The sequence below is a fragment of the Cellulomonas dongxiuzhuiae genome (assembly GCF_018623035.1).
GTDB lineage: Bacteria > Actinomycetota > Actinomycetes > Actinomycetales > Cellulomonadaceae > Cellulomonas > Cellulomonas dongxiuzhuiae.
Window position 1 is genome coordinate 3,130,110 of record NZ_CP076023.1, and the last position, 25,034, is coordinate 3,155,143.

23 protein-coding genes and 1 pseudogene are annotated in these 25,034 nt (G+C 73.0%); 12 read left to right on the forward strand and 12 right to left on the reverse strand.

Going from position 1 to position 25,034, the window contains the following annotated elements; translation table 11 throughout:
* Positions 1–21: 21 nt before the first annotated feature.
* The 4 genes from KKR89_RS14090 to KKR89_RS14105 all read right to left on the reverse strand — a co-directional run bounded on the left by KKR89_RS14090 (position 22) and on the right by KKR89_RS14105 (position 4,723).
* The gene (locus KKR89_RS14090) at positions 22–714 is read right to left on the reverse strand and encodes a hypothetical protein (RefSeq protein ID WP_208195984.1); all 693 of its coding nucleotides are present in this window, start codon (positions 712–714) and stop codon (positions 22–24) included.
* 87 nt (positions 715–801) lie between these two features.
* Positions 802–1,593 carry a bifunctional hydroxymethylpyrimidine kinase/phosphomethylpyrimidine kinase gene (gene thiD, locus KKR89_RS14095; protein ID WP_208195985.1) on the reverse strand — a complete coding sequence of 264 codons (792 nt, stop codon included), beginning with the start codon at positions 1,591–1,593 and terminating at the stop codon, positions 802–804.
* 207 nt (positions 1,594–1,800) lie between these two features.
* Positions 1,801–3,723 (reverse strand): BCCT family transporter, encoded by a 1,923-nt coding sequence (locus KKR89_RS14100; protein WP_208195986.1) that lies wholly within the window; start codon positions 3,721–3,723, stop codon positions 1,801–1,803.
* 232 nt (positions 3,724–3,955) lie between these two features.
* Entirely contained in the window at positions 3,956–4,723 is a 768-nt protein-coding gene (locus tag KKR89_RS14105; protein WP_208195987.1) for an SDR family NAD(P)-dependent oxidoreductase, read from the reverse strand.
* Positions 4,724–5,416: 693 nt separating this feature from the next.
* Here KKR89_RS14105 and KKR89_RS14110 point away from each other — a divergent pair.
* Positions 5,417–7,717 carry an FIVAR domain-containing protein gene (locus KKR89_RS14110; protein ID WP_208195988.1) on the forward strand — a complete coding sequence of 767 codons (2,301 nt, stop codon included), beginning with the start codon at positions 5,417–5,419 and terminating at the stop codon, positions 7,715–7,717.
* Between the two features lie 161 nt (positions 7,718–7,878).
* Here the strand turns inward: KKR89_RS14110 and KKR89_RS14115 are convergent, their stop codons facing one another.
* Positions 7,879–8,472, reverse strand: a complete 594-nt coding sequence (locus KKR89_RS14115) for a TetR/AcrR family transcriptional regulator (protein ID WP_208195989.1) — start codon at positions 8,470–8,472, stop codon at positions 7,879–7,881.
* Between the two features lie 84 nt (positions 8,473–8,556).
* Here KKR89_RS14115 and KKR89_RS14120 point away from each other — a divergent pair, with 84 nt between their 5' ends.
* Positions 8,557–9,267 carry an MBL fold metallo-hydrolase gene (locus KKR89_RS14120; protein ID WP_208195990.1) on the forward strand — a complete coding sequence of 237 codons (711 nt, stop codon included), beginning with the start codon at positions 8,557–8,559 and terminating at the stop codon, positions 9,265–9,267.
* A gap of 19 nt (positions 9,268–9,286) precedes the next feature.
* Here KKR89_RS14120 and KKR89_RS14125 read toward each other — a convergent pair whose 3' ends face one another.
* Positions 9,287–10,261: an RDD family protein gene (locus tag KKR89_RS14125; RefSeq protein ID WP_208195991.1), complete on the reverse strand. Its 975-nt coding sequence runs from the start codon at positions 10,259–10,261 to the stop codon at positions 9,287–9,289.
* Between the two features lie 148 nt (positions 10,262–10,409).
* On the opposite strand from KKR89_RS14125, the gene KKR89_RS14130 reads away from it, so the two are divergent.
* On the forward strand, positions 10,410–12,347 hold the full coding sequence (locus KKR89_RS14130) for an ATP-dependent helicase (protein WP_208195992.1): 1,938 nt from the start codon (positions 10,410–10,412) through the stop codon (positions 12,345–12,347).
* Between the two features lie 143 nt (positions 12,348–12,490).
* A complete protein-coding gene (locus KKR89_RS14135) occupies positions 12,491–14,398 on the forward strand; it encodes an oxidoreductase (protein ID WP_251140900.1) in 1,908 nt (635 codons plus the stop codon).
* A 34-nt stretch (positions 14,399–14,432) separates the two neighbouring features.
* On the opposite strand, the gene KKR89_RS14140 is transcribed toward KKR89_RS14135, so the two are convergent.
* Entirely contained in the window at positions 14,433–14,975 is a 543-nt protein-coding gene (locus tag KKR89_RS14140) for a MarR family winged helix-turn-helix transcriptional regulator (RefSeq protein WP_208195993.1), read from the reverse strand.
* Between the two features lie 146 nt (positions 14,976–15,121).
* Between KKR89_RS14140 and KKR89_RS14145 the strand changes: the two genes are divergently transcribed.
* Together KKR89_RS14145 and KKR89_RS14150 are read left to right on the forward strand one after the other, a co-directional pair.
* Positions 15,122–15,685 (forward strand): NADPH-dependent FMN reductase, encoded by a 564-nt coding sequence (locus KKR89_RS14145; RefSeq protein ID WP_208195994.1) that lies wholly within the window; start codon positions 15,122–15,124, stop codon positions 15,683–15,685.
* Between the two features lie 94 nt (positions 15,686–15,779).
* Positions 15,780–16,196 (forward strand): NUDIX hydrolase, encoded by a 417-nt coding sequence (locus tag KKR89_RS14150; protein WP_208195995.1) that lies wholly within the window; start codon positions 15,780–15,782, stop codon positions 16,194–16,196.
* Positions 16,197–16,231: 35 nt separating this feature from the next.
* Here KKR89_RS14150 and KKR89_RS14155 read toward each other — a convergent pair whose 3' ends face one another.
* Positions 16,232–16,918 carry an SDR family NAD(P)-dependent oxidoreductase gene (locus KKR89_RS14155; protein WP_208195996.1) on the reverse strand — a complete coding sequence of 229 codons (687 nt, stop codon included), beginning with the start codon at positions 16,916–16,918 and terminating at the stop codon, positions 16,232–16,234.
* A 136-nt stretch (positions 16,919–17,054) separates the two neighbouring features.
* On the opposite strand from KKR89_RS14155, the gene KKR89_RS14160 reads away from it, so the two are divergent.
* Genes KKR89_RS14160 through KKR89_RS14170 form a run of 3 tightly spaced genes read left to right on the forward strand, consistent with a single transcriptional unit; the run spans position 17,055 to position 18,669 of the window.
* Positions 17,055–17,906, forward strand: coding sequence for a helix-turn-helix domain-containing protein (locus KKR89_RS14160; protein WP_208195997.1), 852 nt, complete (start codon positions 17,055–17,057; stop codon positions 17,904–17,906).
* A complete protein-coding gene (locus KKR89_RS14165; protein ID WP_208195998.1) occupies positions 17,903–18,142 on the forward strand; it encodes a hypothetical protein in 240 nt (79 codons plus the stop codon). The genes KKR89_RS14160 and KKR89_RS14165 overlap by 4 nt, the downstream gene beginning before the upstream one ends.
* Positions 18,143–18,192: 50 nt before the next feature.
* Positions 18,193–18,669 carry a heme-binding protein gene (locus KKR89_RS14170; RefSeq protein ID WP_208195999.1) on the forward strand — a complete coding sequence of 159 codons (477 nt, stop codon included), beginning with the start codon at positions 18,193–18,195 and terminating at the stop codon, positions 18,667–18,669.
* Positions 18,670–18,685: 16 nt separating this feature from the next.
* On the opposite strand, the gene KKR89_RS14175 is transcribed toward KKR89_RS14170, so the two are convergent.
* Both KKR89_RS14175 and KKR89_RS18630 read right to left on the reverse strand, forming a co-directional pair.
* Positions 18,686–19,819 carry an acetamidase/formamidase family protein gene (locus KKR89_RS14175; protein WP_208196000.1) on the reverse strand — a complete coding sequence of 378 codons (1,134 nt, stop codon included), beginning with the start codon at positions 19,817–19,819 and terminating at the stop codon, positions 18,686–18,688.
* 216 nt (positions 19,820–20,035) lie between these two features.
* Positions 20,036–20,389, reverse strand: coding sequence for an integrase core domain-containing protein (locus tag KKR89_RS18630; protein ID WP_208196001.1), 354 nt, complete (start codon positions 20,387–20,389; stop codon positions 20,036–20,038).
* A 246-nt stretch (positions 20,390–20,635) separates the two neighbouring features.
* Here KKR89_RS18630 and KKR89_RS14185 point away from each other — a divergent pair, with 246 nt between their 5' ends.
* On the forward strand, positions 20,636–21,184 hold the full coding sequence (locus KKR89_RS14185; RefSeq protein WP_208196002.1) for a hypothetical protein: 549 nt from the start codon (positions 20,636–20,638) through the stop codon (positions 21,182–21,184).
* A gap of 150 nt (positions 21,185–21,334) precedes the next feature.
* Here the strand turns inward: KKR89_RS14185 and KKR89_RS14190 are convergent, their stop codons facing one another.
* Positions 21,335–23,605 carry a HelD family protein gene (locus KKR89_RS14190; protein ID WP_208196003.1) on the reverse strand — a complete coding sequence of 757 codons (2,271 nt, stop codon included), beginning with the start codon at positions 23,603–23,605 and terminating at the stop codon, positions 21,335–21,337.
* A gap of 177 nt (positions 23,606–23,782) precedes the next feature.
* Here KKR89_RS14190 and KKR89_RS18635 point away from each other — a divergent pair.
* Positions 23,783–24,010, forward strand: a pseudogene (locus KKR89_RS18635) (DUF1275 family protein); the annotation flags it as partial.
* A 50-nt stretch (positions 24,011–24,060) separates the two neighbouring features.
* Entirely contained in the window at positions 24,061–24,477 is a 417-nt protein-coding gene (locus KKR89_RS18395; protein ID WP_251140901.1) for a DUF1275 family protein, read from the forward strand.
* Between the two features lie 151 nt (positions 24,478–24,628).
* Here the strand turns inward: KKR89_RS18395 and KKR89_RS14200 are convergent, their stop codons facing one another.
* Positions 24,629–24,877: a hypothetical protein gene (locus tag KKR89_RS14200; protein WP_208196005.1), complete on the reverse strand. Its 249-nt coding sequence runs from the start codon at positions 24,875–24,877 to the stop codon at positions 24,629–24,631.
* Positions 24,878–25,034 lie beyond the last annotated feature (157 nt).

Here is a 25,034-nt window from a genome sequence, read left to right on the forward strand (position 1 = left end):
GTCCGCACGCCCGCCGGACCGTCAGGCGGCGGCGACCGCCGGGGCGAAGCGGCGGCGGGTCTCCCGCACGACGCCGACGACGCTCACGGCCAGCAGAACGCCCGACACGGTGACCAGCAGCGCCCGCAGGAGACCGTGCACGGGCCACGCAGCCGCACCCACGAACAGCAGGTACGCCGGGCCCGTGAGCAGGGTGGCGCGAGCCTGCCGGCCCTGGGGCGACCACGCCGACGCGTACACCTGCATCACCGCGCGGGTGACGCGCGAGTCGCGCACCGGCAGGAGCGAGAGCGCCGTCGAGGTCACCACGGGAGGGCCGAGCGTGCCGAAGGACTGCTGCGTGCGCGAGAGCCGCTCCCCCGCGTACCGGGCCTGGAAGCTGCGCTTGACGTACACGAGTGCGAGGACCGCGCAGGGCCAGCACGCCGCCGGCAGGTACCAGCACACCGGGCCGAGGAGCGCGGAGAGCAGCAGCATGCTGACGGCGAACGCGACCACCTCCTTGGGGTCCGCGAACTGCTCCCGCAGCGTCTCGGACAGCGGCGGGAAGGCACCCGCCGGTGCCGCCACGACCAGGAAGAGGACGGCGGCCAGCGTCACCGCCGTCAGCACCAGCCAGACCGCCCCGACCACCAGGTAGCCGAGGGGTCGCCAGCGCCGCTCCCACGGTCGCGGAGCGGAACGGGCGCGGGCCTCTGACGTGGGTGCCGACATCTGCCGGACGCTACGGTCCCGCGCGGCACGGCGCCGCCCGCACCGTGCAGGGCACGCGGCCGTCCTCGCGCGCGGCCCGGCCCGTGCTCAGGCGCCCTGCCGGACCACCTCGAACGGCGCGCGTCCGCCCAGGCGTCCCTCGATGCCCGCCGTGACGAAGTCCTTCGCCCGGGCGACGGCGGCACCCACGTCGGCCCCCTTGGCGAGCTCGGCCGTGATCGCGGCGGCCAACGTGCAGCCGGCACCGGCGACGCGCTCCCGGCCGACCTTCGGCACCCGGAGCACGGTGACCTCGTCGCCGTCCACGAGCACGTCCACCGCGTCGTCGCCGGGCAGCTCGACGCCGCCCTTCGCGACGACGCAGCGCGGACCCAGCGCCTGGATCCGACGCGCGGCCTCGGTGAGGTCCTCGACGCTCTCGATCGAGGACATCCCCGACAGCGCCCGGGCCTCGAACAGGTTGGGCGTCACGACGGTCGCGAGCGGCACGACCTGCTCGCGCAGCGCGTTGTCGGTGTCGAGCGCCGCGCCCGGCTCCTGGCCCTTGCAGATGAGCACGGGGTCGAGCACCACGTGCCGCCACGGCTGGGACCGCAGGCCGGCGGCGACGACGTCGATGGTCGCGGGCGTCCCGAGCATGCCGATCTTGACGACGTCGAGCGCGTAGGCGGCGGTCGCGGCCTCGATCTGCGCGGCGATGACGTCGGCGGGCACCGGGAAGAACCGGTGCCCCCAGTCCTTCGCGGGATCGAACGAGACGATGCACGTGACCGTCCCGAGGCCGAAGGCCCCCAGTGCCTGGAAGGTCCGCAGATCCGCCTGGATCCCGGCACCGCCGGTCGCTTCGGATCCGGCGATCACGTAGGCGAGGTCGGCCACCTGGGTGCTCCTGTCGAGAGTTGCTGCGCGTACGGCACCCAGCCTCGCACGGCGACGGACCGACGGCGCCCCGGTCCGGGCTCGGCCGCGTCCCCTCACTCCTCGGGGTGCGGCAGCCTCTCGCCGTCGCGCACGTAGGTCAGGGTCACGTCGACGGCGCCGGCGTGGATCGCGGAGACGGAGGGCGACCGGCCCGGACGACGGGCGTCAGGCGCGGCCGCTCGTCCGGGCCGCTGACGCCGGGTCTCCGGACGGTGGCGCGGACGGTGGCGTCGACCCGGCCGACGGAGGTTCGGCTTCGCCGTCGTCCGGCCGGTACCAGTCGCTGAGGGCGGGGTCCTCGGTGTCGAGCCAGGAGCCTGCGCCCTCGTCCGGTGCGGTCGCCACGACACCGAGCACGAAGTCGTCGCCGTGCTCCTCGATACCGGCCCGCACGCCCTGGTCGAGGGCCTCGCGCGCGTACCGGCGCCGCAGCGTCAGCGGGTCACGCGCCAGGTCCTTGGCCCACGCGACCATGACGAGGATGAGCACCACCGCGAAGGGCAGGGCCGAGACCATCATGAGGCTCTGCAGACCCGAGAGCGCGACCTCACCGCCTCCGACCAGCAGCACGGCCGCGACGGTCGCGAGCGCGGCTCCCCACACCACGGTCGTCCACCGCCGCGGGGTGGGGTTGCCCTGCTCCGAGAGGCTGGCCATGACGATGGAGGCGGAGTCGGCGCTGGTGACGAAGAAGATGACGACCGAGACCATCGCGAGCACCGAGGTCACCGCGCCGAACGGCAGCTCACGCAGCAGCGCGAACAGCATGTCCTCCCCGGACGCGCTCGCACTCATCGCCGACCTGGTCTGCTCGAGCCACATGGCCGTGCCGCCGACGACCGTGAACCAGACCAGGCACACGGCGCTCGGCACGACGATGACCGCGGTGACGAACTCCCGCATCGTCCGGCCGCGGCTGATCTTGGCGATGAACATCCCGACGAAGGGCGTCCACGACACCCACCACGCCCAGTAGTAGGTGCTCCAGGCGCTCATGAACTCCTGCGCCTCGGGCGACGTGGCCGCGGACTGGCCCATCATCACCGGCAGCTCGCTCACGAACGTCATCAGGACGCCGGGCACGAGGTTGAGCAGCAGGACGGTCGGGCCGACGACCAGGATGAACAGCCCGAGCAGGCCGGCCAGGACCATGTTGATGTTCGACAGCGCGCGGATGCCGCGCTTGAGCCCGGAAACCGCCGACAGGATGAACGCGACGGCGAGCACGGCGATGATGCCGACGATCACCGCGTTGCCGAGGGGACCGACGCCGGCCACGATCTCGATCCCCCGGCCGATCTGCAGGGCACCGATGCCCAGCGAGACGGCGGTACCGAACAGCGTCACCACGATCGCGAACACGTCGACGACCTTGCCGAGGACGCCGTTGCTGCGCTCCCCGAAGATGGGCTCGAGCAGCGCGGACATCAGGGGCGCGCGGCCCTTGCGGTACGCCGCGTACGCGACGGCACCGCCGACCAGCGCGTAGAACGCCCAGGCGACCGGCCCCCAGTGGAACAGCGTCTGCGCGAGCGAGACGTGCATCGCCTGGCCGCTGCCCGGCTCGACGCCCGAGAACGCCGGCGGTGGGTCGAGGAAGAACGACATCGGCTCCAGCGGGCCGTAGAAGAGCAGTCCGATCCCGATGCCCGCCGAGAAGAGCATCGCCACCCAGGAGACCGTGGAGAACTCGGGCTTCTCGTCGTCCTGCCCCAGGCGGACCGCACGGTGCCGACCGAAGCCCAGCCACATCATGAAGACCAGCACGACGACGGTCAGGACGCCGTAGAACCACCCGAAGTCCACGGTGACGATCTCGAACGCCGCGGCCGCGAACTCCGACAGACCGGCCGGGAGCAGCAGGCCCCAGGCGATCACGGCGAGCGTGATGGTCGCCGCGACGGCGAACACCACCTTGTCGATCCTGAAGGACACGTTCGTCTGCTCGACACCGATCCCGGGCAGCAGCGCGGGGTGCGGACTGCCGAGGAGGTCGGGAGAGCTGACCTCCTTGAGGATCTGCGCAGCGCGTGCGCGCTGGGCAGCCGAAGTACGTCCGGACTGACCACTGGTCGATCCGGTGTGCATGTCGCTCACCACCGATTCGTCCTCTTCCTTGGTCAAGAACCGGTCATCGATTCTAGGGGACCTGTGCGCCCGGTCCGCCCGCCCCCGGCCGCGGGACGGGTGGGCGCCGAGCACCCAGGCACGCCCCGGCTCACCGACGGCAGCGCTCTGACCTGGGCATTCGCATGCCAGCGAGGCAGCGGGCAGATCCCACCCGCGCGACCCGCGTGTCGCCTGGATCACAGGATCGGCGTCAGCGCGCCCCGTACCCGCCGTCCACGCGCAGGACGGCACCGGTGACGCCGCTCGCCAGGTCGGACATGAGGAAGGCCGTGGCGTTGGCGATCTCGGCGGGCGTGTTGAGCCGGCCCGCGGGGATGCGCGCGAGCCACTGCTCGTAGGTGTCGGGCGACTCGTCGCGCAGTCGGTCGAGGATCGGCGTCGCCGTGTAGCCCGGCGCCACCGAGTTGACGCGCACCCCCGTGCGCGCCCACTCGACGCCCAGCAGCTCGGCGAGGTGCCCCACGGCCGCCTTCGTCGCGCCGTAGGCCGCGTGGGTCTCGGGCGACACGACCCCGTACCCGGCGATGGACGACGTGATGACGATCGTCCCCGCACCGCGCTCGACCATGCGCCGACCGAAGTCGCGGCAGCACCAGAACACGCCGTCGAGGTTGATCCCGACCGTGCGACGCCACAGCTCGTCGGGGTACTCCGTCGCGGGTGAGGACGGCGCGATGCCGGCGTTGGCCATGAGGCCGTGCACGGGCCAGCCCTCCTGGTCCAGCCGGTCCGCGAGGCCGCGGACCGCGTCGGGGTCCGCGACGTCCAGGACGTCGAACCGCGTGGTGCCGCCCGTGGCGCGCGCGACGTCCTCGGCTGCCTGCGTCCCGGCCGCCTCGTCGACGTCGGTGACCACCACCCGACCGCCCGCGCGCGCCAGCACCTCCGCCGTGGCGCGGCCGATGCCGCCCGCACCGCCCGTGACCAGATAGACCCGACCCTCACCCAGACCCTGCATGACGACCCCTCCCCCTGCTCGGCTCCCCCCATCGTGCGTCGGCGCACGGGCCCGCGCAGGAGATGCGCTCCCCGTGCTCACTCCCAGGCGGACGACGAGCACGTCGTCGAGGTCCGTTCCGCAGGCAGCCGACCGGCGGCCCGCGGTGGTGCGTCGGGCGATGAGGGGGACGCACGGGTGCGATGGGAGACCGTGACGTCACAGCGGCGTGCACTGCCCGTAGGACGTCGTCATCGCGGCAGTACCGGTTCCTCACTCGGCCGGCGGTGATCACTGCCGGGGCGCTCGATGCGGCGCGGGGCGTGCGGAACGCGAAATGTGCAGATCTTCCCGCCCTGTTCGGGTCTGCACCCGCGGTGATTTCGAGCGTGCGGCTGAATGTGGTCGGCGTGCAGGTGAACCTGGGGATCGAACGAGTCGCAGGCGTGGGGCCGCGTATACAGTCCCGAAAGGGTTTTCCCCGAGCAGGCCGGACCCATGACGTCCTGGGCCGGCACCTCGTGCGAACCCGCCGTCTCGCCCGTCGCCAGAGCTGTGTCCATCTTGTTGATCGTCCTTGCCATGCTCACTCGGGGCACGTCGCACCCGTCGACGTCCAGGACGGTACGCGGTTCGGACCGCCGGCAGGTTCGCAACGCAGCCGACTGCCCTGGGCAGCGTGCCCCCATGAACCACTGAACAGCAGGAGACAGAATGCGCTTCCCTCACACGGCTCTCGCCGGGTCGAAGATTGCCGTGGCGGTGACCGCGGCAGCTCTCGTTGGCTTCGCGGTGACGCCGGCCCACGCCGCGGACGGCGAGAACCCCGTGAAGGTGGAGATCCAGGCCAACACCGGCGCGGAACGCATCCCTGTCGGGCAGGAATACAGCGTGACGTTCCTGGTCAACAGCTCCGCAGACGGGGCAGCACTCTCTCACGTCGAACTTGACTATCACGGGACTGTGGTGGGGCTGCCGACGGCCGTGAACTGTAGCGAGAACACCCTTGGCTTTTTCTACACCGGTACCCCGGCCATCATGGTCAGTGGAGAGAACGTCGACTGCCAGATCACGTTCACGGTTCGCGTCACCACTGCCGGCAATACGCTGATCGACTCGTCGAGCTTCATCCGGAACGAGATGGACGTCACCGGGTCGTTCGCCCTCACGTCGTTCAGTACGTTGACCTTGCCCCTGACGACCCCTTTGCTGATCGACTCGACAGGCGAGCCAGTGAACGTGACGTTCGGCCTCGCCCAGATCGCGGGTCAGCCAGTCACGAGCGTCGAGTACGTTCTCGCGCGGACGGCCCCCACGTACGCGGTCGTGGCCAGCAACCGCCTGACGGGCTCCCCCGAGCAGCTGACGTTCTCCAACCTCGAGGACGATGCGACGTACACCCTCACCCTTGTGCACGCCTCGGACCATCACTCGGTGATCACATCGTCGGCCCCGTTCGGCCTTCAGGGTACGAACGCCAACCTTCTCGCGATGCGGGACGCCGAGCTGGCCAAGCCGCCGGTGGCTCTGACCGCGGCAAGCAACACGAAGCGCCAGGCTGCGCTGGACGCAGTGGATCAGGTTCCGGCTGTCACTACCCGCAAGGCGATCAACGAAGCGGAAGCCGCGTTCACCGACGTCATGAACTCTTTGATCCCGACCGCTCCGATGACCGCCGCGCTGAACAACGCGCAGAACACCTTGGCCACGGGAAGCTATGCCAGCTGGAGCCAGGACCAGGTGACCAGCAGGATGGGTGCTCTCCTGCTGCTGATGGGCGACCGGTATTCCACGGCCACACCCGCTGATGCGGATAGCGCTGTTGCCGCGCTGAATCAGGCCGTGGACGACCTCCTGGACACGTCTGCTTTCGACGAAGCGATCGCCACCGTTGCCGGGCTCAACAAGGCCGACTACACCCAGCTCTCGTGGATCAGCGTGGAAATCGCGCGGCAGGACGCTCGCGCTGTGATCAACCAGCTGTGGAACACCCCGGTGGACATCGCAAGAGCCAACCTTGCGGCCGCGCTGACGAACCTCTACCGCGCTATCGACGACCTGGCCAACCCGACAGACCTGCAGGCAGCTCTCGCCCACGCGCATTCGATCACGAGCACCCACTACACGACGAGCTCCTGGGACGCGTTCCAAGACGCAATTGACGCCGCTTCAGACACCCTGACCGGGTGGGGAACTGCGACAGACTTCGCGGCGGCGGTGGCAGCTCTTGAACTGGCCGAGACGAACCTGGTCGACTCCCGCGACGCGCACATCGCGCTCGCGGACGTTGCTGGCCTCAGTGCCAGTGACTACACGCCGGCGTCGTGGGCGGCCCTCCAAGCCGCGATCGACACCGTGAACGCTCGACTCGTCGGACCGGGCAGCGCGGCGGACCTCGCTGCGGCGGTCGCAGCTCTTGAGCTGGCCGAGGCGAACCTGGTCGATCCCCGCGACGCGCAGACCGCGCTCGCGGACGTTGCGGCCCTCTCCCCCGGCGACTACACGCCGGCGTCGTGGGCAGCCCTCCAGGCCGCGATCGACACCGTCAACGGCCTGCTCGCAGGGTCCGGCAGCACGGCCGACCTCGCAGCCGCCGTGACCGCTCTCGAGCTGGCCGAGGCGAACCTGGTCGACCCCCGGGCCGCGCAGGAGGCTGTCGCCGACGTCGCGACCCTCACGCCGGGCAGCTACACGCCCGCGTCGTGGGCAGCCCTCCAGGCCGCGATCGACGCCGCCAACGGCCTGCTCGCCGGACCGGCGGCAAGCGCCGCGGATCTCGCGGTCGCGGTCGCCGCGATCGACGCGGCTCGAGCGAACCTGGTCCTGTCCGCCTCCGACGCGCCGGCCCCCCCGCCCGCCCAGGGCACGGCTGTCACCGGCGAGCAGGCTGCTGCGGTGACCGTCAGCGAGCTGCCTCGCACCGGAGCGCAGCTCGGGTGGGTAGCGCTGTCCGCGCTGCTGATGATCCTGGCTGGTGCCGCGCTCAGGGCGACGGGCCGCAAGGTGGCCCCGTAGCGCCCGGTGTACTGAGGGCGTCCGTCGTCGACGTCACGAGAGACCCCCGGGTCGAGCGGGATGGAACCGCATCGACCCGGGGGTCTCTCGTGTCACGGGGTCGATCGCCCGCCCGGTGATCGTGTGCTCAGGTGTCCTGGCGGCACCCCCTGCGGGAGGCCCTACCCTGCAGCACGATGTGGTGATGTGCCGGCTGCCCTCCCGGCAGGGCGGGCAGGTGACGACAGCTCGCCGGTAGACGTCAGCGCCGCCGTGAGCCGCGCCAGCCCGTACTCGAACGCCTCGTCGACGTCGCCACCGAGACGGAACGCGCCGGCGAGCTCCATCGTGAGGAAGCCGGTGGCCCAGGCGGTGAGGAGCCGGGCCGCCGGCAGGGCGTCCGCCTTCCCGACCAGGCCGGCCGCGATGCGCAGCACCGGCTCGCTCGCTCGGGCCAGGGACGCCGGGTCGGTGCCGGCGGACTGGATGAGGCGGAACGCCTGGGGCCGCTCGTGCGCGAACGCACGGTAGGTGCGGGCGATGTCGGCGAGCGTGGCGGCCGCCCCGAGGCGCCGCGCCAGCTCGTCGACCCCGGCCACCGCGACGAGCGCGAGCAGGGCGTCGCGGTCGCGGACTCGCTTGTACAGCGACGGCGCCCGCACCCCGCACCTGGCGGCGACGGCCTGCATGGTCAGACCCGAGACCCCCTCGGCCTCGAGGATGTCCCAGGCCGCCGCGACGATCTCCTCGAGCGACGTGCGGTCCGGCGTGGGCATGGCATCTCCTTATGGCTATTGACATTAGCCATGATGGCTAACTATCGTAGCCATTCCTACCACACCACCACGAGGGGCACCCCCATGAAGCTCGGACCGCACCTGCACCGCATCGGCAACGACGTCGTCGCCGCCTACCTGGTCGACACCGAGGAGGGCGTGACGGTCGTCGACGCCGGCCTCGCCGGCCACTGGCCCGAGCTGCTCGCCGAGCTCACCACCATGGGCCGCACCCCGGACGACGTGCGCGGGCTGGTCCTGACCCACGGCGACACCGACCACATCGGGTTCGCCGAGCGGCTGCGGCGCGAGCACGGCGTGCCGGTCTACGTGCACGCGGCCGACGCGGACCGCGCCCGCGGGGGCGACAAGCCGAAGCCGACCTTCGGGCGGTGGCGCCCGGGTGCCCTCCTGGGCTTCCTCACCTACTCCCTGCGCAAGGGCGGCCTGCGGACCACCTACCTCACCGAGGTGACCGAGGTCCACGACGGCGACGTGCTGCCCCTGCCCGGCGCGCCGCGCGTCGTCGGCATGCCGGGCCACTCCCCCGGCAGCATCGCCGTGCACGTGCCCGTCGCGGACGCCGTCATGGTCGGCGACGCGCTCACGACGCGCGACGTGCTGACCGGCCGCACGGGCCCGGGACCGGCCCCGTTCACCGACGACCCGGCGCAGGCGCTCGACTCCCTGTCACGGCTCGCCGGTCTCGACGCCACGTGGCTGCTGCCCGGCCACGGCGCACCGTGGCGCGGCGACCTGGCGACGGTGCAGGAGCAGGTGCGGCGGGCCGGCTGACGGCCCCGAGCGTGTGACCTCAGACGTCGTCCCCGGGCGTGACCGTGCACGACGTCAGCGGGCGGCCGTCCAGCAGGAACTCGACCTCGACCGGGCCCCCGCCCGCCCCCTCGACCTCGAGCTGCACCTCACCCGCGTCGACGGCCACTCCGTTGTCGACGCTCGCACCACCGAAGGTCGTCCGGACGTCCAGCGTGGCGTCCGGACCGACGCGCGCGGCGCCGTCCCACGACACGTCGAGCGACAGCCGGGTCCGCACGTCGCGCCGCGCGTCCGCGGCCCAGGGCCAGGCCCGCGCCCCGCGCGTCCACGTGGTCTCGCGCACCAGCACGGCCGAGTGCACGCGGACGGGTGCGTCCGCGTCCTGCGGTGCGAGCGCGCACGCGGTCGGCGTGCCGCGCTCCAGGCCGCCGGACGACCCGACCTCGACGCCCGCGAGGAGCCCCACCACGACGACGACGCAGGCCACGGCCGTGACGGCCTGCCCTCGTCGGTCGCCCCGCGGCGTGGGCGCCCGCCGCACGACGAGCGTGCCGGCGATGCCGTCGGCGAACGTGCGCCGCTGGGGGTCCCACAGCGGTCGCAGGTACCCGATGAGGAGGAAGGCGTCGACCAGGTGGGCGAGCCACCGCCCGATCGAGCGCAGGACCCCCGGCGGGCCTCCCGCCGGCCGGTCGACAGGCGCCCGGATCACCTGGATGCCGAGCACACGCCGCCCGGGCGTCTGCCCCGTCAGTCCCTGCAGCACGAGCATCGCCAGCCACGCCGCGACCACGACCCACGACGACGTCCACGGCGCCGCCCCCTCGGGGTCGACCGGCGCGAACGTCGGCTGCAACGACGGCGCGGCGATCGCGCCCCCCGCCACGAACCACGCGACCGCACCCAGGACCGCACCGTCCAGCAGCGCCGCAACCACGCGCCGTCCCCAGCTCGCGAGCTCCGGCACCGCGACGTCCGTCGTGGCGAGCGGTGCGAGCGGCGTCGTCGTCACGCGGACATCGTGGCAGCGGGCACGGGCGGGCACCAGGGCCGATCGGTGCACGCACGGCGGGGCGGGCACACGGCCCCTCGTCACCGGGCGAGGCCCGGACCGGGCACCATGGACCGACCGACGACAGCCCGACCGGCAGGAGCACGTGGTGACCAGGACCGCAGCGGACCGCGTCCTCGCCGACCTCGACGACCGTCAGGCCGCCGCCGTCGTCGCACCCCCGGGGCCGGTGCGGATCATGGCCGGTGCGGGCACGGGCAAGACGCGCACGATCACCCACCGCATCGCGTACCAGCACGTCACGGGCGCCGTCCCGGCGGACGTCGTCCTGGCGGTGACGCACTCGGCCAAGGCCGCGGGCGAGATGCGGGACCGCCTGGCGCGGCTCGGCGCGGGCAGCGTCCAGGCGCGCACGTTCCACGCGGCGGCGATGCGGCAGCTGCGGTACTTCTGGCGCGCGACGGGCCTGCCGGGCGAGGGCCCGGTGCTGCTCGACGTCGACGGGCGCGGCGCGTACTACCGCTACCTGCGCGGCGCGCTCGGCGTGACGCTGCGCACGTCCGCGGCCGACGTCGACGCCGCGCTCGTCACCGACCTGGCGACCGAGCTCGCGTGGGCCGCCGCGCGCGACCTGACGGCCGACACGTACGCGGACGCGGCGCAGGCGGCAGGCCGCCGGCCCGGCATGTCGCTCGCGACCGTCACCGGGGCCATGCGCCGGTACACGACCGCTAAGCGCGCCGCCGGGGTGCTCGACTTCGCGGACCTGCTCGCCGTGTGCGCGCGGATGCTGGAGGAGCACGAGGAGGTCGCGACCGAGGTGCGGCGGCAGTACGCGTCGTTCGTCGTCGACGAGTACCAGGACACCGACCCGGCGCAGCAGCGGCTGCTCGACGCGTGGCTCGGTGACCGCGACCGGCTGGCGGTCGTCGGGGACGCCCGGCAGGCGGTCTACGCGTTCAAGGGCGCGGACACCTCGCTGCTGCGGGACTTCACGGTGCGGTTCCCGCACGCCGTCACGGTCGACCTGGTGCAGGACTACCGCTCGACCCCGCAGGTCGTCGCTGCTGCGAACCGGCTCATGGCCGGGCGCCCCGAGGCGTCCGGGCCAGCGCTCGTCGGGATGCTGGGCGACGGGCCTGCGCCCGTCGTCGAGCGCTGCGCCGACGAGGACGACGAGGACGCACGGATCGTCGCGACCGTGCGGGGCTGGCTCGACGCCGGGGTCCCGGTCGAGGAGATCGCCGTCCTGCACCGGTTCAACGCGCAGGCCGTCAAGCTCACGGCGGCGCTGCGGGACGCGGGCGTCCCGGTCGTCGCGGGCGACGGGTCGGCGTACTTCGCGCGCCGCGAGGTCGCCCAGGTGCTCACGCTCCTGCGCCGGCGCGCCGCCCAGGCCCCGGACGACGACGCCCGCCCGGCCCTCGACGACGCCCTGGCCCAGGCCGGGTACGACCCCGAGGCCCCGCCGGACGGGACCGGTGCGGCCCGCGAGCGCTGGGACGCCCTCGACGCCCTGCGCGCCCTGGTCGCCTCCCTCCCGCAGGCACTGACTCGGACGGTCCGCGCGCTGTCCGCCGACCTGGACCGGCGCGCCGCCGAGGACCACGTGCCGCCCGGGCGCGGCGCCGTCACGGTCACGACGATCCACAAGGCCAAGGGCCTGGAGTGGGACGCGTGCCTGCTGGCGCGGGCCACGGCCGGCTCCCTGCCCTCGGTGTACGCGACGACGGGCCCGGAGCTGGCGGAGGAGCGTCGTCTCGCGTACGTCGCGATCACCCGCGCGCGTCGTCACCTGGTCGCGACGTGGGCGGCGGACCGGCCCGGTGGACGGCCCGCACGCCCGTCGCCGTACCTGGACGCGCTGGATCCCGCGCCTGTGCGTCCCGCGCGCCGCGTGCGCGACGTGCCCTCGCCCCGCCGCGCGTCCGCGTCCGCGTCACCGTTCACCGCAGGGCAGCGGGTCACCCACGACCGGCACGGTCTCGGCAAGGTCGTCGACGTGCGCGGCAGCAACGTCACGGTCGACTTCGGGTCCGGTGGGCGACGGACGGTGACGGCCGACGGCCGCCTCGTCGCGCTGTGACCCCTGGCCCGGTTGCGGCCCCGGCACGCGTACCGCCTCCGCACAGCCGCGGGGCCCGGCTCCCGCCGGCGACCCCGTGGCCGGGTGCGCCCCCGCACCCACGGACGTAGCGTCGAGAGTGCTCGTCGACGCAAGGGGGCGCCGTGTTCGACAACCTGCTCAACCCTGGCCGGATCGGCCGGCTCGAGGCACGCAACCGGATCGTCATGCCGCCGATGCACGTCGGCTTCGGCAGACGCGTCGAGGAGCGCGAGATCGCGTACTTCGCGGCCCGCGCCGCGGGCGGCGTCGGCCTGATCATCACCGGGACCATGACCACCACGTCGCGCTTCGAGGACAACGAGGGCTGGCCCAAGGTCGAGGACGACTCCGTGGTGCCGGACCTGGCGCGCCTCGCGGACGCCGTCCACGCGGAGGGCGCGCTGCTGGCGGGCCAGCTCACCCCGGGATCCGGGCGGGTCGGCCCGGCCGAGCCCGGTGGCGACGTCCCGGTGTCCGCCTCGGCGACGCCGTGGCTCGCCGACCCGTCGCGCACGTGCCGTGAGCTGAGCACCGGCGAGGTCGAGCAGCTCGTCGCGGCCTACGGCCCGGCCGCCGCGCGGCTGGCCGCGGCGGGCTTCGACGCGGTCGACATCCACTCGCACACCGGGTACCTGATCGACCAGTTCATGAGCAGCGTGTGGAACCAGCGCACCGACCGCTACGGGGGCTCCCTGGAGAACCGCCTGCGGTTCCCGCTGGAGCTCATCGCCGCGGCCCGCGACGCGGCACCGGAGCTCGCCATCACGTTCCGCCTGACGGTCGACCACCACATGCCCGGTGGCCGCCGTCTCGAGGAGGCCCTGCAGATGGCGCCGATCATCGCCGGGGCGGGCATCGACCTGCTCATGGTCGACGACGGCGCGTTCGAGACCGTCGACTGGATCTTCCCGCCGTACTACATGGGCGACGCGCCGCTGCTGCCCGGGGCGGCGGCGGTCCGGGCCGTGGTGGACGTCCCGGTCATGGCGACGGGGAACATGACACCGGAGATCGGCGACCGCGCGGTGGCCGCCGGCGAGGTCGACTTCGTCGGGATGGGCCGCGCGCTCATCGCGGACCCCGGCCTGCCGCGCAAGCTCGCCGCCGCGCAGCCCGACGCCGTACGCCCGTGCATCAGGTGCAACCAGCTCTGCGTGGGCAACATCCTCGAGGGCAAGCCGATCGGCTGCGCCGTCAACCCGGAGGTCGGCTTCGAGGCGCACCTGCCGCAGCCGGCGGAGACGTCACGGCACGTGGTCGTCGTCGGGGCAGGGCCGGCGGGCCTCGAGGTGGCCCGCGTCGCCGCGTCGCGCGGGCACCGCGTCGACGTCTACGACGAGGCCGAGCACGCCGGCGGGGTGCTGTGGCCCGCCGCGACGCCCGACTTCAAGCGCGAGCTGCGCCGCATGGTCGACTGGTGGCAGGGACAGCTCGCCGACCTGCCCGTCACCGTGCACCTGGGCCACCGCGTCACCGCGGACTCCCCCGAGCTCCGCGACGCCGACCAGGTCGTCGTCGCGACGGGGTCGGTCCAGCTGGTCCCCGCGAGCATCCCGGGCACCGACCGGGACGACGTGGTCGACGTCCTGCAGTTCCACCAGGGCGCGCCCGTGGGTCACCGCGTGGTCATGGTCGGCGGCGGGCTCTCCGGGTCGGACGCCGCGCTCGAGCTCGCGATCGAGGGCCACGACGTGACGGTCGTGGAGATGCTCGACGAGATCGCGCGCGACATGCTGCTGGTCAACCGCATCACGCTGCTGCGGCGGCTGGGCGAGGCCGGGGTGCGGCTGCTGACGAGCACGCGCGTACGGGAGATCACCGACGACGGCGTGCTGGTCGAGGGCATCGACGGCCCGGCCACGCTGCCCGCGGACACGGTCGTCCTGGCGCTCGGCAGCACGCCGCGCACCGACCTGCTCACCGAGCTGACGGCCGCGGGCCTGCCCGTCGAGGCCGTCGGGGACTGCGTCGAGCCGGCCAAGGTCGGCGAGGCCGTCAACGGCGCCTACGCGCTCGCCGCGCGGCTCTGACGCGCGCGGGCCGGCACCGCGGGGCCGTGCGGACCTAGCGAGCGCCCGCCTCGAGCCCCGGGTCGGCCAGGACGCCGGCCACCGCGAGGCACGGGTCGAGCGACGGCTGAGCGCCGTGGATCGTCACCGCGAGGCGGGCGGCCAGGTCGAGGAACTCGCGCCGGGCGTCGGGCGACGTGCCGGCGAAGACCTCGTCCTCCGCGGCAGCCACCTTCGCCTCGAGCCCGACGAGCACGTCCTCGCCGCGCGGGGTCAGCGCGATGCGTCGCACGCGCCGGTCGGACGGGTCGACCCGGCGCTCGACGAGGCCGGCGCCCTCAAGCGCGTCGATGACGTACGGCATCACGGTCTTGTCGATCCGCAGGTGCTTGGCGAGCCCGCTCTGCGTCGGAGGGCTGTTGTGCCCGACGACGGACAGGATCTGGTAGCCGCGCGTCCCGTGCGGGACGTCCGCCGCCGCCTGCTCGACCTGCTCGGTCCACCGGCGCAGGATCACCGCGAGGTACCACCCGAGGTCCGAGCCGAGCACGCCGACGACCGGGGCGTCGGCCCCCGCGTCGCACTGCTCTTCGTCCATGGCACCCGATCCTACGCGTCCAGATGCCGGACCAATGGTTGGCGTGGCCATCGAATCGGGGTCATGATCCAGTATGTTGGGCAATCCGTTGGTGTCACATACGGCTGGCCCCGGCGACCTCGCACCCCTCGACACGTGGAGCACTCATGACGACCACCATCGGCTACATCGTCGGCAGCATCTCGAGCACGTCGATCAACCGGCGCCTCGCGAAGGCCTTCGAGCGCCTCGCCCCCGCCGACGTGGTCCTCACCGAGATCCCCATCGGGGACCTGCCCCACTACTCCCCGGACCTCGACGCCGACTTCCCGCAGGCGGCCAAGGAGTTCAAGACGGCGATCGAGCAGGCCGACGGCGTCCTCATCGTCACGCCCGAGTACAGCCGCTCCATCCCCGGCGTCCTGAAGAACGCGCTCGACTGGGCCGTGCGCCCCTACGGCGAGGGCGTCTTCAACGGCAAGCCGACGGCCGTGACCGGCACGTCCCCGGGCGGCACCGGCGCGGCCCTCGCGCAGCAGCACCTCAAGACCATCCTCAGCCACCTCAACGCGCCCACGCTCGGCCAGCCCGAGGGCTTCATCCAGAGCACGCCGGACCTGTTCACCGAGGACGGCGAGGTCACCGACCCCCAGACCGCCGCGTTCCTGCGGGGCTACCTCGACGCGTTCGTCGCGCTGGTCGAGCGCTACCGGGTCCCCGCCGCCGGCTGACGCGCAGTCCGCGTCGCCGTGTGCGCGCCCCGGGTCGCCGTCCGGACGGCCCGGGGCCCGCGCACTCCCAGGCACGCGCCGTACGATCCGGTCCGTGCCCGCCGTCCCCGTCATCCGCGTCAGCGCCGTCGTCCTGCGACGGCCGACCGGTGAGGTCCTCACCGTGCGCAAGCGCGGCACGCACCGCTTCATGCTCCCGGGCGGCAAGCCGGAACCCGGTGAGAGCGCCGCACGCACGGCCGTGCGCGAGGCGTACGAGGAGGTCGGCGCCGTGCTCGACGAGGCACGCCTGCGCAAGCTCGGCACGTTCCGCGCCGCCGCGGCCAACGAGGCGGGCCACGAGGTCCTCGGCACGGTCTTCGAGCACCCGCACACCGGCGCCACGGCGGCGGCGGGCGAGATCGAGGAGCTGCGCTGGCTCGACCCGGCCGGCGAGCTGCCCGACGACCTCGCTCCCCTGCTCGTCCGGCACGTGCTGCCGGCGCTGGTGGGGACGACCCCGCCCGCCTGATCCCCACGGCATCGACGACGTCGTGGCCGTCGGAGTCACCAGGCGAGGGCGCCGTCCTCGTCGTTGAGCGTCCCCGTCGGGGCGAACTCCGGGTCGGTCGCGGCGCGCACGACGACGCCGGCGCTGTCGCGCGGCGCCCGCCCGCCCGCCATCGACGCGGTCATCTCCGTCGCCGTGTAGCCGGGCTCGACCGCCGTGAAGCGGACGCCCGGCTCGGCCTTCGCGTACTGCAGCGTCAGCATCGACGCCGCCGCCTTGGACGCGGAGTACAGGGGCGCGCGGAGGTGGAACTCGACTCGCTCCGGCGTCGTCGACGCCCAGAACGACCCGGCGCTGCTCGAGACGGTGACGACCGTGGCCTGCGGGGAGCGGCGCAGCAGCGGCAGCGCCGCCTGCGTCACCCGCACGACGCCGACCACGTTGGTGTCGAACGTCCGCAGCGCCCGCGGGCCGTCGGGCTCGCCCGTGTCGAGGATCCCGGCGTTGTTCACCAGCAGGTCGAGCCGACCCTCGGCCGCCTCGACGGTGGCCAGCGCCGCGGCCACCGACGCGTCGTCAGTGACGTCGAGCCCGACCCAGCGCGCACCGAGCTCCGCCGCGACCTGCTCACCCCGTCGCGGGTCCCGCGCGCCGACGTAGACGCGGTACCCCCGCTCGACGAGCCCGCGGGCGGTCTCCAGGCCGATGCCCCGGGTGGCTCCGGTGACGAGTGCGACGGTCATGCGTCCTCCTGTGGTCGGTGGCCGTGCGGCCGACCGGCAACGTAGGTCGCACGGCGCGTCCCGCGGCAGGTCCCTGCGCAGCCGGGGGTGCGACGGGGCCCCCGCTGCCGACGCCTCCGCGACCTAGCCTGGGCCGGTGAGCGAGACGACGAACCCCCTGGGCACGTACCTGCGGGCCCGGCGCGAGCAGGTGACGCCGCAGCAGGTCGGCCTGCCCGGCGGCGGCGTGCGACGGACCCCGGGCCTGCGGCGTGAGGAGGTCGCGATGCTCGCCGGCATCAGCGCCGACTACTACCTGCGCCTCGAGCGCGGCCGCGACCGCCACCCGTCCGTGCAGGTGCTCGAGGCGATCGCGCGCGTCCTGCAGCTCGACGACGCGCACCGCGCGCACCTGCTGTCGCTGGTCACGGGCTCGCCGCGGCGGCGCGCCCCGCGTGTGCCGCAGGTCCCGCAGGACGTGCAGGTCCTGCTCGACTCGCTCGTCCAGCCGGCGTTCGTCGAGGGCCCGTACTTCGACGTGCTCGCGGCCAACCGGCTGGCGCGCGCGCTGTCGCCCGGCCTGACGCCCGGGCGCAACCAGCTGCGCGACCTGCTGCTCGACCCGGCCGAGCAGGCGTCGTTCCCCGACTGGCGCAGCATGACCGAGTGCTACGTCGCGAGCCTGCGGCAGTCCGCCGGCGGCGCCGTCGACGACCCGGGCCTCGTGCGGCTCACGCAGGAGCTGACGGCCGCCAGCGCCCACTTCCGCGACCAGTGGGCAAGGCACGAGGTGCGCGGGCAGCGCACGACGGACCTGCGGCTCGTGCACCCCGACGTCGGCGAGCTGACCCTGCGGCGCGCACGGCTCGGCGTCGACGGGGCCGAGGGCCTGCGCCTCGTCGTCTACTACCCCGAGCCCGGGACCCGCGACGCCGAGGCACTCGCACTGCTGGCCTCGGCGAGCCTGCCCGTGGCCAACGCCCCGCACACGCGGCGGACCACGGCGTGACGACCCTCGCGATCATCGGCGCAGGCGAGGTCGGCAGCCAGCTCGCGCGCCCCGACGCCGTCGCGTTCGTGACGGACCTGTACGACCGGATCGGGTACGACACGGTCGACAACAGCCCGCTGCGCGAGTCGTGGCGCACCACGCCGGGGACCCCGGCCTGGCACGACCACGCCCGGCAGGACCGCGCCCGGCTGGAGGCGAACCTGCGGGCCGCGCGGCGGGTGGCGCGGCCGTGAGGGGTGCCGCCTGAGCCGCGGCCGCCGGCGACGTGCGTCAGGATGGGCCCGTGACCGCGCTCCCCACCTTCACCGTCGCCGACCTCGAGGCCGAGCCCCGGCTCGACCTCCCGGCGTTCACGCAGGACGACGCCGTGGACCTCGGCCTGCTGGCCGTCGCCGTGGTCCGCGAGCGCGGCGCGAACCTCGCGGTGCGCGTCGAGCTGGGCGGCGAGACGGTCTTCCTGGCCATGACCGGCTCGACGGGCGCGGGCAACCTGCCGTGGCTCGAGGGCAAGGCGCGGGTCGTGCACCGCTTCGGTGAGCCGTCGCTGCTGGTGCGCCGGCGCCACGAGGCCGCGGGCACGCCGTTCGACCAGCTCGCCGACGTCGACCACGGCCTGCTCAGGGCGCACGGCGGGTCCGTGCCGCTGCGCGCCGACGGCGAGGTCGTGGGCACGCTGACGACGTCGGGCGAGCCGGACGTCGTCGACCACGCCGTGGCGGCGGAGACCGTGCGGCGCTACCTGGCGGCGCGCACCGGCTGACGCGCCACCAGGGCGGCTACGTCCAGGCCGCCCAGTCCGCCTTCGCGATGAGGCAGTGCACGCCCTTGACCGCGTCGACCACCTGGCTGACCTCGAAGTCGCCGGCCGCCGACAGGTAGGCCAGCGCGACCGAGCGCGGCACCCCGAACCGCCCGTGCAGGAACGCCACCGCGTGGCGCACGGCCTGGCGCATGGCCTCGTCGAGGTCGGGGTCCATGCCGGTCGGGATCCAGTGCGTCGCGGTCTCCACCACCGGCATCCGCACGTCACCCAGGACGCCGGGCAGGTCCGCCGCGGCGACGACGCTCAGCCGCACGGTCGCCCGCAGCGACGCCTCGAGGGCGGTGAGCGCGACCTCGCCGTTGCCCTGCGCGAAGTGCGGGTCACCCGCGTAGAAGAGGGCACCGTCGACCGCGACCGGCAGGTACAGCGTGGCCCCGACGCCCGCGTGCTTGATGTCGATGTTGCCGCCGTGGTCGCCGGGCGGCACCGACGGCACGGGCGCGCTCGTCGCGGGCGCGGTCCCCATGAGCCCGAGGAACGGCGCGAGGGCGAACTGCACGGTGCGCCCGCCGCCCGCGTCCATGACCCCGACGTCACGCCCGGCGCGCTCCTCCACCCACGCGAAGTGGCTCACCGCGCCGTTCGTGATCATGCGGTCGACGTGTCGCGTCGGCGTCGAGTCGCGGTCCTGCGGGTACTCCCCCGCGAGCGCACCGAACCCGTGCCGGTTGCTGACGAACCCGTAGGGCACGCGGCGGGCGAGGTCGAGGACGTCGACCCGCAGCGCGTCACCGGGCCGGGCACCTGCCACGGCGATCGGTCCGGTGACGACGTGGGGGCCGTCCCCGGGTCCGCGCGCGATCCCGCTGCCCGCGATCTCGACGGCGTCGTCCAGCACGTCGACGTCGCCGAACTGCCGGATGTAGCGCGCGGGGTCGCGGCCCTGGTCGGGGAGCAGGCCCTCGTGGGACACGGTGTCGAGGGTGACGGTGGCACCGTCGGCGACGTGCAGCACCGGGGACGCGTCGGCGTTGGGGAGCCAGCCCCAGCGCACCTCGTCGACGCGCGAGGGCAGGTAGTGCTCACCCAGGACCGCGCCCCGGCCGGGCTGCAGCGTCGGGCGGTCCGTCGTCGTCCCCAGGCTCATGCCGCACCGCACGGCATGGCCGGGACAGCCCTGCGGGGGGACGTCGTGGGGAGCATCGCGCATGCCTTCCGGTCGCGGGCCCGAGGCGCCGGCCGGGGAACGGCGTGCCGCCGCGCCGACGTCCGTGCGGTCGGCCGGATGGTCCAGCCGATGTGCCCGAAGGTAGACGCGCCCCCGCGGGAGGAACAGGACTTCTCGGACTCGGAAACGTAGTCTTTACCGGCTCGACCCACGGCGAGACACCGGTCGGACCATTCGACCGCGAGGGTACGAGCGTGCCGTCCCGCGCAGCCGTGCCGCGGACGCGTCATCACCACCGGCGGGCCGGGCAGCGCCTGCCCGTGGCCGCGAGCTGTACTGACCCGCAGCGTTGTTGATGCGGTCGATGGGTCGTAGGCCGCCGATGCCGAGGTGGGGTCGGTCCAGGTTGTAGCGGTCGAGCCAGTGGGGCAAGAGGGCGGCGCGTTCGGCGTTGGTGGTGAAGACGCGTGAGTAGGCCCACTCGGTGGCCAGGGTGCGGTTGAGGCGTTCGACCTTGCCGTTGGTCCACGGGCAGTAGGGCCGGATCAACTTCAGGCGGATGCCGAGTTGGTCGGCCGCCTCGAGGAAATCCCGGGAGATCCGGTAGTTCCTGGCGTGTCGCTGATCACGCTCTCGACCGTGATGCCGTGGGAGGCGTAGAACGCGGCTGCTCGGGTCAGGAACCCGGCGCAGGTAGTGCGCCCGTGGACTGGCGGTGGGGGCCGGGTTCGGTAGGTCCGTCTCGGACTCGGACTTCTGGGCCGATCAGACGGAGTCCGCGCTGCGTGACCATCTATGGGCCACCTCGCCGGCCTCGTCAACGACGCCGGGTACACGCTCAACCGAGGTGCATGCCCGCCCGGCATCCAGGGCTACACCGACCCGGGCACCTGTCATGTGCGCGTGCGCGACGACGTCTCATCCGCGCAGGCTGTCAAGACCCTCGCCCACGACCTCGCGCACATCCGAGCCGACCACTTCGCGCGATTCCCTGACTACGCCGTCGACCTCCGATACCGCGGACAGGCGGAGATCGGAGCCGAGCCCATCGCCTACATCGTCACAACCCACGCCGGCATGGACAGCAGCGCCTACGCGGTCCCGTACGTCGCCGGCTGGGCCCAGGGAGACAGCAGCCTGGTTCGCGAGTGCCTCGGCCAGGTCGTTACGACGTCGTCCGCGCTGATCGCCGCCGAGTCGAGCGACACCGACGCGTCGCCGAGCGCACCGCCTCCATCGACATCCTCGCTGCCCAGGCGCGCCGCCCGTTCTGAACAGTCGCAGCCCTCGCCCAGCGGGTGGAGGAGTTCCGCATGGCATCCGCGGCAACGGCGCGGGCCTTGAAGCTCTGGACGTCGCTCGATATCCCACGGGGGGCGCCGATTCCCGGAATGCGGACCACCCGACGCGGCGGATTGACTGGCCGGTCGGAGCCATCGTTGATCCCACGCGAAACCGTCGCCGCCACCCTCGAAGGCTGCGCTCGGACCGCACTCAAGATGAGCGCCCGCGCGAGAGCCAGGTTGTGATCCGTGATCGCTTCTCTGGCGCCACACTGTCGTTCTGGCCTTGTTCTGGCGTTGCCGCCGCGGCGTGCAGCGCAGCCGTACCGGCCTCCTCGAATGGCATCGCGGAACTTCGCACGATCGTCAGACTCCGGGTGGCACGTGTCACTGCCACGTAGAGCAGCCGCGCGCCGGCCGTACGAGATGGCGCCGAAGCGACGATCGACTCAGGCTCGAGGGTGATGACGTGGTCGAACTCGAGTCCCTTGGCCTCCTGCGGCTCGAGGACTTCGACGCCGGCGGCATGACACGCCTCCCGGCCCGAGCGGGGGATCATCGCGAGCGTCGATGCGGTGCCGATCAGGACTGTAAGGCCAGAGCCTGCTCGTTGCAGCGCAACAGCGACCGACTGCTCGATGGCCCCGCCATCAGTTGCCACGGCGATGTCTGCCAGCGCGTCGGGCTCGTCGCGAACCGCGACTCCGACGGGAACGTCGGCGCCCGTGTAGGGAAGGATCGAGTTCGCCAACTTCAGCACGCGTGTGGGGAGGCGGAATCCGATCCGGAGCTCAGCGAGGGTCACGGCGCCGTCGACGGCCAGGTGATACGCGACGTCGCGCCAGTTAGTCGGGGTCCACGGGCCGGAGGCTTGGGCGAGGTCGCCGAGCAGGGTGATCCCGCCGCCCGTCGCCACCCGCCTGCCGATCAGCCGCAGCTCCATCGGCGTGAGGTCCTGCGCCTCGTCCACAGCGATGTGGCCCCAGACCTCGGCCCGGGAGTCGTGCGCGATTAGGGCAGCAAGCTCATCAAGCAGCGGCACATCACCGCGCGCCCACCCGGGCTTGGACGCCGCCGACCGATCGCGGTCCCACTCTCGATCCACCCAGGACCACAGAAGACGGACCTCTGATGGGTCCAGGATTGCGTCGGCTGCCCTAACCAAGAACTCCGACCGTGTCCACAGGTCGGCCAGGACCGATTCGGCCGAGATCTGTAGAACCGCGTTTTCGACAAGCTGGCGGATCGCGGGTAGCGCTTCAAGAGCGCTCATTGGATTCGGCACGGGGCTGAACTTGAGCCGACCAGATCCACCGATGGCCGCGATGTAGTCGTCTGACAGCCTTGAAACCACCCTGCCGAGGAACAACGACCGACGCTGGTCATGACGCCGCACATCGGCGCGAACCCCATCGAGGATGTCAGCGAGCTCTCCTCGACCAAGCTCGAGCCGATGGTCGGCAAGCTGGACGACGAGCGGGCGGTCGGGCAGGTGCACGTGCAGGTCGACGGCGCGCTGTAATACCTGTGCCATGCGAGCGTCACCCTTCAGGTGCGCTATCGGCCACGGCTCATCCTCGAGAGCCGTCGGTATCGAGGTGAGGTTCTCGATCGTGCGTTGATCAACGGAGGTGTCGCCGAGATCCGGTAGCACGCGTGCCACGTACTCGAGGAACTGGCTGCTCGGTCCGAGCAGCAGCGTGCCAGTCCGGGACAACTGCGGGTCGCGAACCAGCAGCATCGAGAGCCGGTGCAGAGCAACGGCAGTTTTGCCGGTCCCGGGCGCCCCCTGGACCGCGAGAATGCCGCGTCCTGGGCGCTCCATGAGTTCGTACTGCTCTGCCTGGATCGTTGCCACGATGTCGCGCATGTGACGCTCACGCCCGCGCGAAAGTGCGGCAAGGAGTGCGTCCATCTGTCCGTGGCCGCCCTGGTCCCAGGAGTCCGGGTGCCCGCCCGATGTATCGGCAATAGGCGCGCCAGATGTGCCCGATTGAGCTCGAGATGGTGATATCGCCGGTGCCGAGTCCTGCACGACCGGTAGGAAGCTCTCGTCCGAGAATGAAGCGACCGTGCCGTCTGCGAACGTGAATCGGCGCCGGCGCGCGACGCCCACATCAGCCCCGGGGCGGGCCGTGTAGAACGGTTTGGCTGCACGCGCCTGCCAGTTGACTACTGCGATGCCGTCGACGACGCGTCGGTGGGAGAGAGGTCGGTCCCCGTCGTCACGGACGAGGTAGCGACCTACGAATATGGCCTCGCCCGCCACGTCGTCGATCCGGCCGACGAAGTGCTGCTTGTCCAGCGATCGTTCGAGGGCCTCACCCGCTCGCCTCTCGGCGTGCGCCGCAAGCGCGGCGGCTGCAAACGCGTCAGCGCCCGCACGTTCCTGTCGTGGACCGAGTTGCTGGTCGAGAAACCTCTCCGCTGCTCGGTCCACGTAGGCATGCCACACCCGCTCGTTAGCAAGTTCCTCGTCCACCACACCTCCAGAGCCTGAGATCGGTATCGGCAGTTTCCTGCGTTTGCTCAACACCTCGGAGTCCGCAGTCCACGGCGCGACCTGCCTGCCATCAGTGCTGCGTTGGGCCCTCCTTCTAGCTGCTGGCCCGCTCGCGGTGCACCTCACCGCCATCCACGCCCTGCTGAAGGACACCTGATGCGCCGCCCCACCGCCGGCGGCCTGTTCACCTCGGGCCTGCTGCTGCTGACCGCCGCGACGGGCGCGACCGACGCCGTCAGCTATCTCGCCCTCGACGGCGTGTTCACCGGCAACATGACCGGCAACGTGCTGTTCCTCGCGTTCGCACTGGTCGGCGTGCCGGACATGCCGCTGCTCAACAACGGGTTCGTGCTCGCCGGGTTCGCCCTCGGCTCCGTCCTCGGCGGGCGCGTCGTGGGGCCCGGGCACCCCGCGGGCCTGCCGACGCGCAGCGCGTGCTGCTGGGCGTCGGGGCGGCCCTGGTCTTCGTGCTCGTCGCGGCGTGGACGGCGATCGGCCACCTGCACGCCCCGGCCGAGATCGCCCTCACCGCGGTGCTCGCCGCCCTCATGGGCGCGCAGGTCGCGGCTGCCAGACCCGTGGGCAACACCGACATCACGACGGTCGTCGTGACCAGCACCCTGGCCAACGTGACGCGCGAGAGCCGCCTCGGCGGCGGGCACCAGACCCGCACCCAGTGGCGCGACCGGGCCCTCGCCGTGCTCGCCATGGGCGCCGGCGCGGCCGTCGGCGCGGCCGTGCTGCGTACCGCCGACGAGCCGGCGGCGCTCGCCGCGTCCGGGGTCGTGTTCACCGCCGGGGTCGCCGCGCTGCTCGCCGGACGTCGGGCGGCGGCTACCGCGACCCCGTGACCAGCCCGTCGAGCACCGACCTCCGCGTCCGCGCGTGCCGCGCTGCCGGATCGGGCGCAGGGCACCGATCCCGAGGCCCACGCCGACGGGGCCCGGAAGCCCTGCGCCGCGGTCGGCGGCCCGAGGGCGGAGCCCGGGCCGTGGTCGACGGTCAGCGGAGGACGCTGCGCGCCCGGCGCACCATGAGCTCCTCCTCGCACGCCGTGGCCCACTCGCGGCGTGGGCCGCGCATGGTGGGTGCGGGAGCGAGGCCCAGCGCGACCACCGTGGCGAGGGCGTACGCCCGGCGCGGGGGGGCGTGACGCAGACGCGCCTTCACGTACGTCTTCCCGAACGCGCTCAGGTGCGCCTCGACGAGCACGCTCAGCGCCTGACGGGCGGGCTGGGACAGCGTCGACATGGTGGTCCTCTCCTCCGTTCCGACGTCTCGACGCCCCGCTGGCGGGGTCGGGGGCAAGTGTCGCTCTCCGACCTGAGTGCCTGTGGCGTGGGCGGGGCCCTGAATCGTCGGATCACGAGCCCTGGAGCGACGCGACAGGCTCGACCTGCTCACCGTC